This is a genomic window from Ochrobactrum sp. RH2CCR150, from assembly GCA_014138095.1.
In the GTDB taxonomy this organism is placed as follows: domain Bacteria; phylum Pseudomonadota; class Alphaproteobacteria; order Rhizobiales; family Rhizobiaceae; genus Brucella; species Brucella gambitense.
The window spans coordinates 229,475-245,146 of sequence record JACGXE010000001.1 but is presented as its reverse complement, the minus strand read 5'-3'; the positions used below and the strand labels follow the sequence as shown (position 1 = coordinate 245,146).

The window sequence follows — 15,672 nt, the reverse complement described above, 5'->3', positions numbered from 1 at the left end:
GGCGGCTGCCGCTATCGAGCGGCTGATGCAACTGCATCCGAAAGGATTTGACCTCTCCCTGGACCGCATTCGCGGTCTGTTGGAGAGGCTCGGCAATCCGCACCTCAAACTACCGCCCGTGATCCATATTGCCGGTACAAACGGCAAGGGATCAGCGACCGCCTTCTGCCGCGCCATTCTTGAGGCGGGCGGCTTTGACGTCCACGTCCACACCTCTCCGCATCTGGTCAACTGGCACGAGCGCTATCGTCTGGCTGCGCCCGGCGGCGGCAAGCTGGTCGAGGACGATGTTCTGGCCGATGCCATCGAGCGCGTTGCAGCTGCCAATGGCGGTCAGCACATTACGGTCTTTGAAATTCTCACCGCCGTCGCCTTTGTACTGTTTGCCGAGCATCCGGCTGATGTCGTCATTATGGAAGTCGGTCTTGGCGGTCGTTTTGACGCGACCAATGTCATTCCCGAACCGGCCGTATCGCTTATCATGCCGGTCTCCATCGACCATCAGGCTTTTCTCGGCGACCGCGTGGAGCTGATTGCCGCCGAAAAGGCCGGGATCATCAAGAAGGATTGCCCGGTCGTCGTCGGCTTTCAGCCGTTCGATGCGGCGCGGGAAGTGCTCGTTTCCACAGCGGACCGCCTCGGCTGCCCGGTTTCCGTCTACGGACAGGATTTCCTGGCCTTTGAAGAACATGGCCGCATGGTCTTCCAGAACGAAGATGGGCTGATCGACCTGCCACTGCCACGCCTGCCCGGCCGTCACCAGATTGCCAATGCCGCCGCCGCTATCGAAACGGTACAGCTTGCGGGCTTCAACATCCCCGACAAGGCCGTTGAAAAGGCGCTGATGGTTGTGGATTGGCCCGCGCGCATGCAGCGGCTGACCCACGGAACACTGGTCGATCTTGCACCGGCAACGTCGGAAATCTGGCTCGATGGTGGTCACAACCCGGGCGCAGGCGCAGTCATCGCGGAAGCCTTCGGCGATCTCGAAGAACGCAATGCGCGCCCGTTGTTCCTGATTACCGGCATGATCAACACCAAGGACCCTGTTGGCTATTTTGAGGCCTTTGCAGGCATGGCGCGCCATGTCTTCACCGTGCCGATTCCATCCAGCGATGCAGGTATACCGAACGATGCGCTGGCTGTCGCCGCCCAAAAGGCCGGGTTGTCAGCCGAACCGGTCCACTCGGTCGCCAATGCGCTGAAGCTCCTGCACGATACATGGCCCGCCGATGAAATCCCGCCACGCATCCTGATTGGCGGATCGCTTTATCTTGCGGGCGAAGTATTGGAAGAGAACAATACGCCACCAAACTGATGAATTTAGAATATTATTAGATAATTATTAATCACCGTTTCGCCTTTATTTATCTCCATTATTACTGATTGTATTTTTAATGATGGATATTTAAATGCGTAATACAATTATTATTTCAACAATTCTATTTATGGGCTTTTCGGCTGCATCTTCTTTTGCTGCGAATACTACAAACAGAGCCAATGCAAAGGGAACTGGCATCAAGGTAATGCCATTTTGCGCTATCGGCACGAATCCTTCTGCCGACGGCAAATACTATATTCTGGGCACGCATGACGAATGCAAGCCGATTAATACCGGCAACACCGACATCAAGAAGAAGTTGAAATAAGCCCACGCGGGCTTCTTCAAGCAATAAAAAACCCGGCACCAAGGCCGGGTTTTTTATTGGATGCTGTTATGCCGTCTTAACACGCATCTTTTCCGAAAACCGTTTCAAACTTTTCGGGATGCGCTCTGATTAAGCGGCAGAAGCCTTGATCCAGTCGGCAAGGCGGCTTTTCGGAGCGGCGCCAACCATATTGGCTGCGAGTTCGCCGTCCTTGAACATCAGAAGCGTCGGGATCGAGCGCACGCCGAACTGTGCGGCGAGTTCCGGATTTTCATCGATGTTGACCTTGGCGATCTTGACCTGACCGGCCATTTCCGCAGCGATCTCGTCGAGCGCCGGAGCGATCATCTTGCATGGACCGCACCATTCCGCCCAGAAATCCACCACGACCGGCTCGTTCGACTGAAGAACGTCCGACTGAAAGTTGCTGTTATCGACCTTAACGGTTGCCATAGGGCTATCCTCTACATGGTTAAGAACGGCAGACATCTTTACAGACTCACACGCAATCCGCTCTTTCTTCGCTATATCATGTGGCGTGTCCGCTGCCATCCGTCAAGTTCTAGTTGCTCACCTTTCCTTGAGAGTCTCTCAACGCCTGCATGGCTTCGTCAAGCACAGCATCGGGCAGCGGCAACAGGAATGGCCCCTCGGTGAAAAGCAATGCTGTTTCCACCACCCGCCCCGGATAGAGCGGCTCCAACAGCGCCTTATAAAGTGCGAGCTGCGCCCGATAGGCGAAAGGAACTGCGTCGACGGTCTTTGGCGGTGGTCGGTTGGTCTTGTAGTCGACAACGAGCACGCGGGTCTCGTCAACGCTGATGCGGTCGACCTGACCAGACACAGCATGATCGCGCCCGCCAAGATTGATCGTGCCCATGATTGCGACTTCGCCACGCGAACCAGAAGCGAAAACCGGCGCAAATCGTTGATCCCCCAGAATGGCCTTCACGCTTAGAGCGGCATTGTGGCGCTCGATCTCCGGCCAATCGCCCGCTATCCGGGCGAGGTACTCTTCCGCCAGCTTTTCCCGTGCTGCCTCCGGAACCTCCGGCAAATATTGCAGCAGCATGTGGATCGCTGTACCGCGTCGCAAGGCAAAGCCGGGTGCTCCATCACCGACAATGTCGCCAAGCACAGGCGAGCTGGAATCAAGCGGCGGCTCTTCATCCGCCTCGATGAGCGCTGACGCACCGGAGGGCGCAAGAGGGCGTGGGAGACCGGCTTCTGGCTTGACTGGAAGCAGATATTCCGGCGGCAGATCGGGCAATGGCCTTGCCTCTGCCTGATCCGGCTCGATAATTTCCGTCAATCCGCGTGGCGTGTTGCGGTAGCGTCGTGCCGCGACGCCCTGCACAGGATGCACGAAGGTCTCGGATTTAATGGCCAACGCATCCTCGGCCAGCCTGTGCCAGGTTTCGCCGCTCTCGCGTGTGCCCCGATAACCGCAGATGATCAGGCGATCTTCGGCGCGCGTCATGCCGACATAAAGCAGGCGGCGATATTCTTCCTCGGCACGGGCTTTCAGCTCTTCAACACGTGCCGCGTTAAAGCCGGTCTGCCAACCACCATTCGGCTGCCAGAGATAGCCTTTCACCGGCGCACCGTCATGCGGCAGATCATAGGGGATCAGCTTGGGCGCACGGCTCCCGGTCCAGACGGCGCTGCCGGGATCGACCAGAAACACCACTGCGCCCTCAAGGCCCTTGGCCGCGTGGACGGTCATGAGGCGCACTTCGTTGCGGCCCTGATCCAGCTCGCGCTTGATTTCCGGCGAGGCCGCATCCAGCGTTTCAAGGAAAGCCTGCAAGCCCGGCAACCCGGCACGCTCAGCGGAGAGCGCATAGTTCTGAAACTCATCGATAATGTCGCCCGCTTCCGGTCCAAGCCGCGCCAGAAGCTTTCGGCGCGCACCGTCGCCACTGAGAATACGCGCATAGAACTCGAAAACCGGCATCGTGTCGGCCAGGCCGCGCCAGCGGCTCAGGGTCTTGTGGATGGCAGCAAGCGCCTCATCCTCGCGCGAGACGCGATAGAGATGCTCGAACAGCGTCGAGCTGGACCCACGCGGATGAGCGAGCGCAAACAGCCTGTCATCGTCCCAGCCAAACAACGGGCTTTTGAGAAGCGAAGCCAGCGAAAGATCGTCCGAGGGCTGCAGAACGAAACGCCCAAGCGCCATCAAATCCTGAATGGCGATATGGCTGGTGAGGCGTAGTCGATCCGCGCCCGCCACCGGCACGCCGAGATTCTTCAGCGCCCGCGACAAAGCAGGCATGAACTGATCGCGCTTGCGCACCAGCACCATGATGTCACGCGGCGCGATGCGCCGGTTCTGACCCGGTATCGGTTCGCCCCTGTCCAGCCAGTAGCGGATGGTGGCGGCGATCTGTTCGGCCAGTCGCACCGCAGGCGCTGCAAGATGATCGACAGGCACACGCCAGTCATCCGGCTCTTCCACCGCTTCCGGCGTCAGCATGTCCCAGATTTCCACCTCGCCCGGCGCATCAGCGCGAATGGCATCGTGGACCGTGGCACCTGCAAGCCCGCGATTGGCTTCAGGCCTTGCAAACACTTCATCCACGGCCTGCAACACATCCGGTGCCGAGCGGAAAGAGAAGTTGAGACTGACGCGCTCAAACTTCAATTCGGCATCGCCTGCGCGGAGACTGACCGAACGGCCCTGCGCGGCAAAATCTTCCGGCACGGCCCCCTGGAACGAATAGATCGACTGCTTTTCGTCACCCACCGCAAACAACGTGCGCTGCAGATTGCGCTGGCCGAGACCGGAAAAGAACTCCTCCGACAGCATGCGGATGACCTGCCACTGGTCGGGGCTGGTATCCTGTGCTTCGTCGACGAGGATATGATCGATGCCGCGATCAAGCTTGTACTGCACCCACTGCCCTGCCCCGTCCCGGGCGAGCAGCGCCACGGTGCGCGTGATCAGATCTTCAAAGTCGAGCAGACCGCGCTTGCGCTTGAGATCATGATAGCGTTGCAGGAGATCATCGATCAGCGTCAGCGCAGCCAGATTGAGCCGCACAAGACGCAATTCCTTCAGCCGGTCGAGACCCATTTCAACGCGGGAAGCGGCACCATCGAACGCTTCCTCGAATTCCGGCAGCAGTTTCTTCACCGCTGCCGAGCCGACATAAGCGCCCGACTTCGGCTCGCCGGTGCTTTTCAGAAACGCAGCGCGCAACACAGCCTCGCGGTCACGGGCGGTGCTCACCTTGTCGTAGCGCTTCAACTGCAGCGCAAAATCATGCGCGCGCGCCGCACCTTTCTGGATCGACAGAATGAGATCAAGCGCGTCGTCAGAAAATTCGGGAACCGGCCAGAGCTCAGCCAGAATATCGCTTTCGCGCTCATCCGGATCGAAACCGAATGCGCGATGCAGAGTCTCGACACGTGTTTCGGCAACGCCCAGTTCGGCGATATAGCGCTGCAAGCCGTTACGCCGGTTCACAGCCTCGTCCAGCAGCGATTGCAGCCCCATTTCGCCCGATGCCTGCAAGACATCGGCAAAGGCCGCTGCAATATCCGTATCGCCGCCGCCATGCGCCGTTTCGAGCAGCTGACGCCGTGCTTCGCCCACAAGTGCGACCTGCATCAGGTCGTCCATCATCTCGAAGTGACCGGCAATATTCGCCTCAAGCGGAAACTGATGCAGAATGGCTTCGCAAAACGCATGGATGGTCTGGATTTTCAACCCGCCCGGCGTTTCCAGTGCGCGGGCGAAAAGCCGCCGCGCAACCGCGAGGCGGGGCGCGCCCGGCCTGCGGCCTTCAAGCGATTTCAACCGCTCGGCAAGTTCCGCATCCGGCAGCACCGCCCATTCCGACAGACGCGCAAAAACACGGTTCTGCATCACCGCTGCCGCCGCTTTGGTATAGGTGAGGCAGAGGATTTTCGAGGGATCGGTCCCTTCGAGCAAAAGGCGGATAACGCGTTCGGTCAGAACATGCGTCTTTCCAGATCCGGCATTGGCCGACACCCAGACAGAGGCGGCGGGATCGGCTGCCCGCGCCTGTGCGTCGATGGTTTCCGGAGGAATATAGAGCTTCTTCTTCATTCGCCGCCCTCCCCACCGGCATCACCGCCAGCGGACCATTCCAGTACACGCGCAAGGTGATCATAGTCGCCCGTGAGGTCGGTTTCGCGAAACGGAAGCGCCCGCGAAAGATAACCCTTATCCGGCTTTTGATATTCGCCCAGTAACTGAGCAAGGCGCTGCCATGCTTCCTCACCCAAAGCGGGCGCGGTTTTTTCTGATGGCGGTCTGCTGATCTTCAAGATGGATTCCGGTTTCACCTCACCCCCAGCCCGAAGCCGCACATAGGTGAGATCGGACGCCCGAACAGAGCCAACCTCGCTAAACGCACCCCGCACCAGAAGAGCAGCCTCCAGCGCCAGCTGCGGCGACAGGAGAACATGCGCCTGACGCGGCGACGGTGTGGAGCCGGTCTTGTAGTCGATGATGTCTGCAGTCCCGTCCCGCATCAGATCGATACGGTCGGCACGCCCCGAAAGGGTGATACCAAGGCTTTCGATTTCACGCTTTTCCGAAGCAATCTCCGCAAATCGTGTCTGCACATTATAGGCGCGCTCCCGCTCCCATTCGAGAAACTGCGGGATCAGCGCCGTGAAACGCGGCCACCAGACGGCTTCAATCTCGGTTGGCAAATCCATATCGGCAAACAGGATGCGCCCCAGTTCCATCAAGCGCTCGGCTGCATCGGGAGCCAGCGGGTCGATATTTTCCTGCGTGAAATGTCCGAGAATATCATGGAAAAGCGTGCCGCGTTCAGCCGCTGCCGGGTCGCGGATCAACGGCTCCAGTGGACGCAGCTTGAGAATTTTCTTGGCGAAGATCGCGTAAGGATCGCGGCGCAGCGTTTCCACTTCCGTGACAGAGAAATGCCTGGGCCGCGCTGCAACCGGCGGCGCAGGCTCCGGTCTTTTGACGAAAGGCACATCCGGTGCACGGTCAATCTCGCGGGACCAGTGCAGAAAACGCTGGCCACGCTGGCGCATTTCCTTGGTCACGTCGGTGCCCAGCACCGTTTCAAGCCGCTGCAACCAGCGCGATGTAACCGTTGGCGCATTATCCGAACGCTGCGAACGCGACAGCACCACATGATCCATGCCAAGCGCCATCTGAAAATCATGTGCGGCAAGGCCTGTGCGTCGCTCTGGCGGGTCAAGCGCGATCATCGCTTTCATTGGGCGCGACATGAAGGGATCGTTGCGGGTCTTGGCAGGCCAGCTGCCTTCATTCAAGCCACCGATCACCACCGTGTCGATAGTCTGCAGACGCGCTTCCAACGCACCCCAGACGAAGACACGCGGATGTCCGCCCGGATGTGGCTTGACGGTTTCGCCGGCCATCAGCGCATCCAGAATTGCCGGCCATTCGCTGGCTTCAAACTCCAGTTCCGACTCGCTTGAAACAAGACCGCGCAGGAATGAGGCAACCTTTTCGCCGCGCTCACCGGAATAGAAGGCCGCGACACTGCCGTTTTCATCGCGCGCCATATTTTCAACGGCTTCCGCTGTCGCCCGCGCAATCTCGCCAATATTCGTTCGCCGGCTTGTTGTCGCGAAAGGCGCCAGCGGCGCCACAGCCTGGGACAGATTTTCGCAAAGACCGCGCGCGGCTGCGATCATCTCCGGGGTGATACTGTCGTGCCATGCCGGACGCCAGGACTGGTTGGCGCTTTCTTCCAGCCGCCGATCGAAAAAAGCTGGCAGGTCGATGACGGAAGCACGCCCTGTGCCGCCACGAAATGCGACAAGTTCCAGTGTTTCGCCAGCGAGACGCCGATCGATGCGCGACGTTTCCAGTCGCAGCAAAGGATGTTTCACCAACGCCAGCAAGGCCACTGGATCACCGGGATTGAACACTGTTTCGACGGTCAGGCGCAAAAGCGTCGAGGTCTCGACATCGCGCAAATGTCGCCCGCCGGAATCATCGGCATCGATGCCGAAACGCGCCAGTTCTCCAACCACGCGTCGCGCCAAATTGCGGTCGGCTGTCACCAGCGCCGCGATCTTGCCCTCCTCATGAATGGCATCGCGCAACGCCAGCGCCACCGACAGGGCTTCCTCGCGTTCGTTCGCCGCCTCAATGAGATCGATTTTATGCGCCGAGGCCAGAAGAACATCCGGCTGCATATCCGGGTGCTGGCTGAGCGCACCCCATGCGTCGGTCGTTTCCGCCGGTCGCAACGCTTCGCTCACAACTCGTTCCAGAACCCGCTTCTGACGTGACATATCCTCGATATGCTCGACGTCTTCGCGGAGCGTTCCGATAGCGCGCAGCAGCTTGTGCAGGCCATATTGCGGATGACCGAAGGTCGAAGGATTATCCTCCGCCTCGCCCAGCATTTTCCACGCATCGTTATCAAGATCGCGATCAAGCCCCGGCAGAACGACCGCACCGTTTGGCAAATGGGCGATGACGGAAACCAGTTCGGCGGTGGCAGGAATGGAGCCCGTTGAACCGGCCGCAATGACCGGCCCCGGAGGCGGGTTATCGCGCAGGCGTGCCACCTCACCCCAGATCAGTTCGTTGCGATGCGCCGCCGGGTTGGAGAGCTTGCGCTCGGCCAGAATATCGGGCCACAGCTTGGTAACGATATCGAGAAAACCGAGCGTCACCCGCCACCAGTCGGCGAGATCGTCCGGCGCGATCGTGGCCAGTTCACTCCATTTCGCGCCATCGGTTTCCACCTGATCCATCAGCCCGGCCAAATCGCGGGCCAGCCAGATGGCATCTGCAGTTGTGGCCGGAACCGACACATCGTCAACGCCAAACAGCGCGCGCACATGGGCAGGCAGGGATTCACGCCATGGACGGATCAGACGCGCCAGCAGCAAAATCCGCTCGGCCTTTGCAATCGGCGGGTTGAGGTCGAACACGCCTGCCGCCCCGGCATTGAAAAAAGCCGCATCCTCGTCCACGTCACCCAGCGGTCTGATGGCAGGCAGAATAGCACTCTTAGCCGGATTCATATCGACGATAACAGATCGCAGAGCACGCGCTGCACGACGCGTCGGCACGTAAATCGTTGCGCTGGCCAGTGCCAGAGGATCTGCGGGATTGCCGGGAAAACCTTCGATCAGCCTTCCCTCAAGCAAGGCCTTGGCAAAGGCTGGCAGGAAGGGCGTTCCGGAAGGAATGGAAAACAGCCTTGGCTTTGTTTTGCTCATGCTGTTTCTCTCCTTCATAAACTACCTTGGCTCAAACCAGTGCGGAAAGTGCGGCCTCCGCTTGCGCTATGGCTTCCGGCGTTCCAACCGTCAGCCAATGCCCGACCATCGGCATACCATAAAGACGGCCCTCCGCGATGGCCTTATCGAAATATCGATTGAGCGATGCCACTTCAGGCGTTGCACCTGCAAAAATGCGCGGATGAATGATACCGGCCCCGGCATAGATCAGCGGCGTTCCCGGCACATCGCGAGCACGGCGCAAACGGCCTGCATCATCAGTGACGAAATCGCCCTTCCCTTCGAATCCGGTGGCCTGATCGAGCCCCGCCGTCATCAGCAGGATATCCATGCGGGCATCGTCCCAGGCTTCACTCAAGGCTGCAAGATTGGGCTTCGCTGTATCGCCCACCCAGAATGTATCGGCGTTCAGAAGATAGAACGGAGACGTTCCCAGTAGCGGTAATGCCTTGACGATACCACCTGCGGAATCGAGCAGCAGATCACGCTCGTCGGAAATGACAATATGCGGCTCCGCCCTGTCAGCGAGATAATCATCCAGTTGGTCGGCTAAATAATGGACATTTACCACCGCGTTGGGCACGCCGACAGCTTCCAATGCGTCCAGACCCCAGTCGATCAGCGGCTTTCCCGCGACCTTCACCAGCGGCTTCGGAATTGTCTCTGTGATGGGGCGCATACGCTTGCCAAGCCCCGCCGCCAGAACCATGGCCGTCTCAGGCATTTTCATTGCGCACGAACCCTTCCTGCATCAATCCCAGCTCACGGAACCATACCGCCACAGGTTCCATGACCGGATGAACAAGCACGCGCCCGAGATAATCATGGATGCGCGGCAGATGGTTGAGATAGGCCGGCTTACCGTCGCGCTCATCAAGCCGCACGAAGAGACCAAGCAGCTTGGCATTGCGTTGCGCGCCCATGGCCGCATAGGCCTTGCGGAACAAGGCTTCGTCGAAAGCATGGCCCAAGCTGCGGCGCTCGTCGCAATAAGCGGCAACGACCGCCTGTTCCAGTTCGACGGAGATGGTCACGCGCGCGTCGAGTGCCAGCGAGGCCACGTCATAGGCAGCGGGGCCGATCATCGCATCTTGAAAATCGATGGTTCCGATCCTGTCCTTGCCTTCGGCTTCCGGAAACCAGAACAGGTTCGGCGAATGATAATCGCGCAGCAACAGGCTCTGTTCGACATCGGCGATATCAGCAATCACCTTGTCCCAGGCAGCTTCATAAGCTTGCTTTTCGGCATCGGTAAGCTGTCGGCCCATCTTGCGCGGAGCATACCACTGCCCGACAAGGCTCACCTCAATCATCATGGCATCCCGGTCGAAGGGTGCTATCAGGTGATCAGGATAACCATTCAGCGGCACGCGGTCCGGCCAGTTTACACCATGAAGATGCGCGAGAAAGCGTCCTGCCGCCTCGTAGCGTTCCGCCACCGGCTCACCGGATTCAGCACGCACGCCCTCGACACCCAGATTTTCCAGAACCAGAAAACCTGCGTCCAGATCAGCAGCGCGCATGTCCGGCACGCGAAAGCCATGCGCGGCCAGCAACCCATCAACGGCTGCAAATGCCAGAATATTTTCGGCAAGATGAGCAATCTGCCTGTAGGTCTTGCCGTCTCGCAGTGGCGGATCATAAGGCATCTGCGGCGCATTCATGAGAATTTCGACACCGTGCGCAGTGCGGATCGTTTCATATTTGCGCGGCGATGCATCGCCTTGCAGGTAACGCCGCTCGGCACTCTGTCGATCGTGGCGATCAAGGAAAGCGCGAATGGCCAGCGAGCGCTCCAGACGACTGATCGCAGCCTGCGGCCCGGTAATGGCGATGCGTCGCCCTGCCCCTTCATGCGAAAGCGTGACCGAGAAATTCGCTTCGGGCAAAAAGCCCTCGCCGCGTTCCGGCCATTCGGAAAGCACAACACCATCGTCCAGAAATTCGATCAGTCCCAGCTCGTCAAGCTCCTCGCCGGAAGACAGGCGGTAGAGATCGGCATGGGCGACCGGTAGACGAAGCGCTTCATAGCTCTGCACCAGAGTGAAGGTCGGGCTTGGCACTTCCAGCCCCGGATCGTCGGCAATCGCGCGGATTATCGCGCGCGCCAGCGACGACTTCCCCGCCCCCAGATCACCGGAAAGCGTGACCAGATCGCCCTTTTGCAGAGCGAGCGCGAAGTCTTCGCCAAACTGGAGTGTGGCGGCTTCATCAGGCAGGTAGAATTCGAGAATCTGTGTTTGGGCGCTCATGGGCACCGTTTACCTTATTCGGCAGCAACACGGAAGCTGCGTGTCTCCGACGGGAAGCGGCAGATGACGGTCGTTCCCCTGCCCGCACCCGTCTCGATATCGACCTTGCCGCCATGCAGCTCCACGAAGCTTTTCACGATAGCAAGACCAAGCCCGGCACCGCGCTTGCGCCCGCCATTGGGGTAGGACTGGAAGCGCTTGAAGACAGTATCCAGAACTTCCGGCGGCATGCCATGCCCGTCATCGTGAACAGAGAAGACCACTTCGGACCCTTCGCGGGCGACCTGCAAGGTGACAGTGGAGCCTTCTGGCGCATAATTCGTCGCATTGGACAGAAGGTTGAAAAGCACCTGACGCACGCGATTGGCATCGGCCTTGAAGACGTCCACATCGTCGGCAATATCGACATCAAGGCCGATATCATGGTCGCGCAGACGTTCACTCACCCGCGATGCAGCAGCGGAAATCGCTTCGACCACCGAAACATCGCCGATCTCCAGCTCCATGATGCCAGCATCGACGGTCGCAAGATCGAGAATATCGTTCACAATGGTCAGCAGGACAGACGAAGACGTGCTGATATGCTCCAGATATTCGACCTGGCGCTCATTGAGCGAACCGAAAGACGGGGTCTGCAGCAGTTCGGTAAAGCCGATGATATTGGTCAGCGGCGAACGCAGCTCGTAGGAAACGTGCTGCACGAAATCGTTCTTGATCTGGTCGGCCAGTTCCAGCGCTTCGTTCTTTTCCTTCAGGGCGCGCTCAACCCGCACCGTATCGGTCACATCGATGAAGGTGAGCATGGTCTGCCCCTTGGGCAACGGCACCACGGCGAAGGACAGGATCACGCCGTCATCCAGCTCCACCTGCCCCATGCGACCATCACGCTGGTCGAGGAAGCCGGTCACGGAAGACACGAAATCGTCCCAGAGACCATCTCCACCGCGTTCGCGGCAAAGCTTTGAAATCGTGGAAATGTGCGTGCCCACCACGACCATGGCGGCAGGCAATGACCACAGATCCGCAAAGGACGGATTGGACAGGCGCATGCGACCGTCGGAACCGAACACCGCAACAGCCTCGGCCAGATGATCCAGCGTTTCGCCCTGAACCTTGATCAGCGTGTTGTAGCGGCCTTCGAGCTCGAACTTTTCCGTCATATTCTCGAAGAACCAGGTCACGCCGCCTTGCGGATGCGGATTGGCCACCACGCGCATCGTGCGCGTATCGGGCAGATGCCACATATGTTCCTGCGGCTCGACAGCGCGATAGGCGGACAGCACGCCGTCCTTCCATTTGCGCCATTCCGGCTGTTCCGGCAGCTTGCCTTCGGACCGCAGGCGGTCGAAGAGCAAGGTGTTGCTCGGCTGGGTTTCGAGCCAGCCCGTATCGAGCGACCAGAGCTTCGCAAAAGCCTGATTGAAGAACTGGAGCTTCATTTCCGGATCGAAGATCGCCACCGCAGTCGAGAGTTGATCCAGCGTTTCAGCATGGCTTTTCAACGTGCGGCTCAGTTCTTCGCGAACCTGCTCGACTTCGCTCAGATCGAAGCCGAGACCCGCGGAACCGCCCTCGGCGCTCACATCAGTTACATCGAAAATTCGGCGGTCACCGCGCACAACTGTCGGTAGTTGCTCATGCAGGTTCGGCTCGGCAAAACGATCCCGCTCAAGGCGAATCCGCGCCTGCGCACCGAAAAGCTCGCGGCCTTCCGCGATTGTCTGGCTGGTATCGGGCATATCCACAGCGCGCGCATAGGCCTGATTGACCCATTCGATGCGGCCATTGCCATCGCGAACCCAGACAGGTTGCTCAATGCGTTCCAGCAGGCGGCGGAGGAGTTCAATCCGTTCCGACAATTCGCGGTTCTGCGCCTGAAGCGCTGCGCGTTCCGCCTGAACGCCTTGCAGGCTAAAGAAGCGGGCGACGGCCAGACCGCCGGACGTGCGGCCATAAACATCAAGCAGTGTGCCGTTATTGGTTTCGACCGTCAGATCGAAGGTGCGCGCATGTTCGCGCAGCGATGCAACGGCGCGTTCCAGCGCTGTGACCGATTGCGGGCGCAACCAGCGACCGAAAGCCAGAAATGCCGAGCGATCCTGCGGCGCGCCGCTTTCATCCGGCAATTGCCCGACCACATCGGCCCGCATCGTATGGCCGTCCCAGACGACGATGCGTTGATCCTTGAGATTGAGAAGCGCTTCATTGCGCTGCGCAGTAAGGCTCAGATCGGAGAGTTTTGAGCGCAGGTCCTTGTTTTCATTGGCCGCCCGCGCGCGCTCGCGAATGAGCCAGCCCGCGGAAAGAAGCGCCGCGCCCATGGCGCCGACAAACATTGAAAACTGGATAACTTCGAAAGCGCCAACGCTGCCGCCACCAAAAGGCAGCTCGATGCGTGCGCCATCCGCGCCCTGCGCGAAAGCAGGCATTGCGGCAAGAACAGCGGAAACTGACACGGTCGCCTTCAAAACGACCTGCCGAAACGGCTTTGCAATACAAGCAAGGGCAACCGTCAGGCTTCTGCCTTTTCCGATTGTGGTATTGCCCCGGGCCTGATCCGGTAAGCCGACTTCTGGCATGTTTCCCTTTTCTCCGCCACCCGACTGTACAATCCGCAAAAACGGACGCACACCCGCATTTCAAACACTTCAACGTCTCGACTGGCCATCATGCACCGCCACAGTACCCGATAGCCAAACGTGTTTCAGGGACGAAACGACCAGTCGCTTCCCGCCGAAACCGGCAAAAAACGCACAACGCGAACACCCGCCAAAACACATTGTTTCTTCGCATGCCCGAACGCCAAAACCGCAATACACTTTTGCCGGGAATGCTTTTGATTCGTCTTCACAATACCCTTCCGACGAATCCACGTGAAGCGTGTCGCGCGCAAAAAGAAAGATCGGACAGCTTGTCAACTGCCCGATCTCAACATGTAGTAGAATGCTTAACCTATGGTTAATATCTGTAGTGTTCGGACTTGAACGGGCCCTGTGGAGTGACGCCGATATAGGCAGCCTGTTCCTCAGAAAGCACAGTCAGCTTCGCACCCAGCTTGTCGAGATGCAGGCGCGCGACCTTCTCGTCGAGATGCTTCGGCAGAACATAGACTTCGTTCTTGTAAGCTTCCGGACGCGTGTAAAGCTCGATCTGGGCCAGCACCTGGTTGGTGAAGGAAGCCGACATCACGAAGCTCGGATGGCCGGTAGCGTTGCCGAGATTGAGCAGGCGGCCTTCCGAGAGAAGGATCAGACGCTTGCCATCCGGGAACTCGATCAGGTCGACCTGCGGCTTGACGTTGGTCCATTTCAGGTTGCGCAGAGCGGCAATCTGAATTTCGTTGTCGAAGTGGCCGATATTGCCGACGATGCACATGTCTTTCATCTTGCGCATGTCGTCGAGCGTGATGACGTCCTTGTTGCCCGTCGTGGTGATCACGATATCGGCGGTCGGGGCGGCATCGCTGAGCGTCACGACCTCAAAGCCGTCCATGGCGGCCTGAAGGGCGCAAATCGGATCGACTTCCGTCACCTTGACGCGAGCGCCGGCGCCAGCCAGAGACTGGGCGGAACCTTTGCCAACATCGCCGTAACCGCAGACGACGGCGACCTTGCCAGCCATCATCACATCGGTGCCCCGACGAATACCGTCGACCAGCGATTCCTTGCAGCCATACTTGTTGTCGAACTTCGACTTGGTCACGCTGTCATTGACGTTGATTGCCGGGAAGGGCAGGAGACCCTTCTTCTGCAGCTGGTACAGACGATTGACGCCCGTGGTGGTTTCTTCCGTCACGCCCTTGATGGCATCGCGCTGCTTCGTAAAGAAGCCCGGCGTCGCAGCCATGCGCTTCTTGATCTGCGCGAAGAGAACTTCCTCTTCTTCCGAACCCGGGTTCGACAGAACGTCTTCACCGGCTTCAGCACGTGCGCCGATGAGGATGTACATGGTGGCGTCGCCGCCATCGTCGAGGATCATGTTGGACGGCTGGCCATCCGGCCACTGGAAGATCTTGTCGGTATAGGTCCAGTATTCTTCAAGGGTTTCGCCCTTGATGGCGAAAACCGGCGTGCCGGTAGCAGCAATCGCGGCGGCAGCATGGTCCTGCGTCGAGAAAATGTTGCACGAAGCCCAGCGCACATCGGCGCCGAGGGCCTTGAGCGTCTCGATCAGAACGGCCGTCTGAATGGTCATGTGCAGCGAACCGGAAATGCGTGCGCCCTTCAGCGGCTGCGACTTGCCGAATTCCGCACGCGCGGCCATCAGGCCCGGCATTTCGGTTTCAGCAATGTCGAGTTCCTTGCGGCCCCAGTCGGCCAGGCTCAGATCCTTGACGACGAAATCTTGGCTTGCGGTCATCGCGTGCTCCAATCAAAAACAATTCCGCTACGGCAATGAACCCGGTTCGGAATAGCGTTGTAGACATGGTTTGGGAGCGACTATCCGCAGATTATGGTCGCAAATAACCGCTCCGGCTGCCGCTTTGACTAGCAGATCGCGGGCCGAAGCACAACTTCATATAAACAAATCTT

9 protein-coding genes are annotated in these 15,672 nt (G+C 59.0%); 2 read left to right on the top strand and 7 right to left on the bottom strand.

Translation table 11 applies throughout. From position 1 onward, the window contains the following. Window positions 1-25: 25 nt before the first annotated feature. Together FHW03_RS01105 and FHW03_RS01100 are read left to right on the top strand one after the other, a co-directional pair. Window positions 26-1,318, top strand: a complete 1,293-nt coding sequence (locus tag FHW03_RS01105) for a folylpolyglutamate synthase/dihydrofolate synthase family protein (RefSeq protein ID WP_182519408.1) — start codon at window positions 26-28, stop codon at window positions 1,316-1,318. 94 nt (window positions 1,319-1,412) lie between these two features. Continuing rightward, a complete protein-coding gene (locus tag FHW03_RS01100) occupies window positions 1,413-1,649 on the top strand; it encodes a hypothetical protein (protein WP_182518979.1) in 237 nt (78 codons plus the stop codon). A 129-nt stretch (window positions 1,650-1,778) separates the two neighbouring features. On the opposite strand, the gene trxA is transcribed toward FHW03_RS01100, so the two are convergent. The 7 genes from trxA to ahcY form a co-directional block, all read right to left on the bottom strand. Continuing rightward, window positions 1,779-2,102 (bottom strand): thioredoxin, encoded by a 324-nt coding sequence (gene trxA, locus FHW03_RS01095; RefSeq protein WP_078337659.1) that lies wholly within the window; start codon window positions 2,100-2,102, stop codon window positions 1,779-1,781. A gap of 109 nt (window positions 2,103-2,211) precedes the next feature. After that, window positions 2,212-5,727, bottom strand: a complete 3,516-nt coding sequence (gene addA, locus FHW03_RS01090) for a double-strand break repair helicase AddA (RefSeq protein ID WP_182518978.1) — start codon at window positions 5,725-5,727, stop codon at window positions 2,212-2,214. Beyond that, window positions 5,724-8,867, bottom strand: coding sequence for a double-strand break repair protein AddB (gene addB, locus FHW03_RS01085; RefSeq protein ID WP_182518977.1), 3,144 nt, complete (start codon window positions 8,865-8,867; stop codon window positions 5,724-5,726). Before addB ends, addA begins: the two co-directional genes overlap by 4 nt. 31 nt (window positions 8,868-8,898) lie before the next feature. Beyond that, a complete protein-coding gene (locus FHW03_RS01080; protein WP_182518976.1) occupies window positions 8,899-9,618 on the bottom strand; it encodes a nucleotidyltransferase family protein in 720 nt (239 codons plus the stop codon). Beyond that, on the bottom strand, window positions 9,605-11,140 hold the full coding sequence (tsaE, locus tag FHW03_RS01075) for a tRNA (adenosine(37)-N6)-threonylcarbamoyltransferase complex ATPase subunit type 1 TsaE (RefSeq protein WP_182518975.1): 1,536 nt from the start codon (window positions 11,138-11,140) through the stop codon (window positions 9,605-9,607). Before tsaE ends, FHW03_RS01080 begins: the two co-directional genes overlap by 14 nt. Window positions 11,141-11,154: 14 nt before the next feature. Next, window positions 11,155-13,569, bottom strand: coding sequence for a PAS-domain containing protein (locus FHW03_RS01070; RefSeq protein ID WP_377514032.1), 2,415 nt, complete (start codon window positions 13,567-13,569; stop codon window positions 11,155-11,157). A gap of 529 nt (window positions 13,570-14,098) precedes the next feature. Beyond that, window positions 14,099-15,499, bottom strand: a complete 1,401-nt coding sequence (gene ahcY, locus FHW03_RS01065) for an adenosylhomocysteinase (protein WP_182518973.1) — start codon at window positions 15,497-15,499, stop codon at window positions 14,099-14,101. Window positions 15,500-15,672: the final 173 nt, after the last annotated feature.

Excerpts from the sequence above, each read along its gene's own strand:
- addA (WP_182518978.1), bottom strand. The coding sequence starts at position 5,727 with ATGAAGAAGAAGCTCTATATTCCTCCGGAAACCATCGACGCACAGGCG.
- FHW03_RS01070 (WP_377514032.1), bottom strand. The coding sequence starts at position 13,569 with ATGCCTGCTTTCGCGCAGGGCGCGGATGGCGCACGCATCGAGCTGCCT.
- ahcY (WP_182518973.1), bottom strand. The coding sequence starts at position 15,499 with ATGACCGCAAGCCAAGATTTCGTCGTCAAGGATCTGAGCCTGGCCGAC.
- addB (WP_182518977.1), bottom strand. The coding sequence starts at position 8,867 with ATGAGCAAAACAAAGCCAAGGCTGTTTTCCATTCCTTCCGGAACGCCC.
- FHW03_RS01100 (WP_182518979.1), top strand. The coding sequence starts at position 1,413 with ATGCGTAATACAATTATTATTTCAACAATTCTATTTATGGGCTTTTCG.
- FHW03_RS01105 (WP_182519408.1), top strand. The coding sequence starts at position 26 with ATGCAACTGCATCCGAAAGGATTTGACCTCTCCCTGGACCGCATTCGC.
- FHW03_RS01080 (WP_182518976.1), bottom strand. The coding sequence starts at position 9,618 with ATGAAAATGCCTGAGACGGCCATGGTTCTGGCGGCGGGGCTTGGCAAG.
- tsaE (WP_182518975.1), bottom strand. The coding sequence starts at position 11,140 with ATGAGCGCCCAAACACAGATTCTCGAATTCTACCTGCCTGATGAAGCC.
- trxA (WP_078337659.1), bottom strand. The coding sequence starts at position 2,102 with ATGGCAACCGTTAAGGTCGATAACAGCAACTTTCAGTCGGACGTTCTT.